The organism is Pseudoalteromonas shioyasakiensis (assembly GCF_024518675.1).
Taxonomy (GTDB): Bacteria; Pseudomonadota; Gammaproteobacteria; order Enterobacterales; family Alteromonadaceae; genus Pseudoalteromonas; species Pseudoalteromonas shioyasakiensis_B.
In genome coordinates, this window is record NZ_JANIGL010000015.1 from 1 (window position 1) to 1,511 (window position 1,511).

Below are 1,511 nucleotides of genomic sequence, written 5' to 3' on the forward strand. Positions count from 1 at the left end.
TAGGGTAGCCGTAGGGAAACCGAGTCTTAACTGGGCGAATAGTTGCAAGGTATAGACCCGAAACCCGGTGATCTAGCCATGAGCAGGTTGAAGGTTGAGTAACATCAACTGGAGGACCGAACCCACTAACGTTGAAAAGTTAGGGGATGACTTGTGGCTTGGAGTGAAAGGCTAATCAAACCGGGAGATAGCTGGTTCTCCCCGAAATCTATTTAGGTAGAGCCTCGGACGAATACTTACGGGGGTAGAGCACTGTTAAGGCTAGGGGGTCATCCCGACTTACCAACCCTTTGCAAACTCCGAATACCGTAAAGTAATATCCGGGAGACACACGGCGGGTGCTAACGTCCGTCGTGAAGAGGGAAACAACCCAGACCGCCAGCTAAGGTCCCAAAGTCATAGTTAAGTGGGAAACGATGTGGAAAGGCCCAGACAGCCAGGAGGTTGGCTTAGAAGCAGCCATCCTTTAAAGAAAGCGTAATAGCTCACTGGTCGAGTCGGTCTGCGCGGAAGATGTAACGGGGCTAAACTATGCACCGAAGCTGCGGATTCATCTTAGGATGAGTGGTAGGGGAGCGTTCTGTAAGCGGTTGAAGGTGTACCGGGAGGTATGCTGGACGTATCAGAAGTGCGAATGCTGACATGAGTAACGATAATGCGGGTGAAAAACCCGCACGCCGGAAGACCAAGGGTTCCTATCCCATGTTAATCAGGGTAGGGTAAGTCGACCCCTAAGGCGAGGCCGAAAGGCGTAGTCGATGGGAAACGGATTAATATTTCCGTACTTGGTATAATTGCGATGGGGGGACGGAGCAGGCTAAGCAAGCATGGCGATGGTTGTCCATGTGAAAGTGAGTAGGTTGGTGACTTAGGAAAATCCGGGTTGCTAAGACTGAGACACGAGACGAGCCACTAAGGTGGTGAAGTTGCTGATGCCATACTTCCAGGAAAAGCCTCTAAGCTTCAGATTATACCGAATCGTACCCCAAACCGACACAGGTGGTCAGGTAGAGAATACTAAGGCGCTTGAGAGAACTCGGGTGAAGGAACTAGGCAAAATCGTACCGTAACTTCGGGAGAAGGTACGCTCCTATCTGTGACGAGATTTACTCTCTAAGCGGACGGGAGCCGCAGTGACCAGGTGGCTGGGACTGTTTATTAAAAACACAGCACTGTGCAAAATCGCAAGATGACGTATACGGTGTGACACCTGCCCGGTGCCGGAAGGTTAATTGATGGGGTTAGTTTTCGGACGAAGCTCTTGATCGAAGCCCCGGTAAACGGCGGCCGTAACTATAACGGTCCTAAGGTAGCGAAATTCCTTGTCGGGTAAGTTCCGACCTGCACGAATGGTGTAACCATGGCCACGCTGTCTCCACCCGAGACTCAGTGAAATTGAAATCGCAGTGAAGATGCTGTGTACCCGCGGCTAGACGGAAAGACCCCGTGAACCTTTACTACAGCTTGGCACTGAACATTGAACCTACATGTGTAGGATAGGTGGGAGACTT

General features: G+C 51.0%; 1 rRNA gene. It reads left to right on the top strand.

The features are described from left to right. A 23S ribosomal RNA gene (locus NQT69_RS19460) occupies nucleotides 1–1,511 on the top strand; the annotation flags it as partial.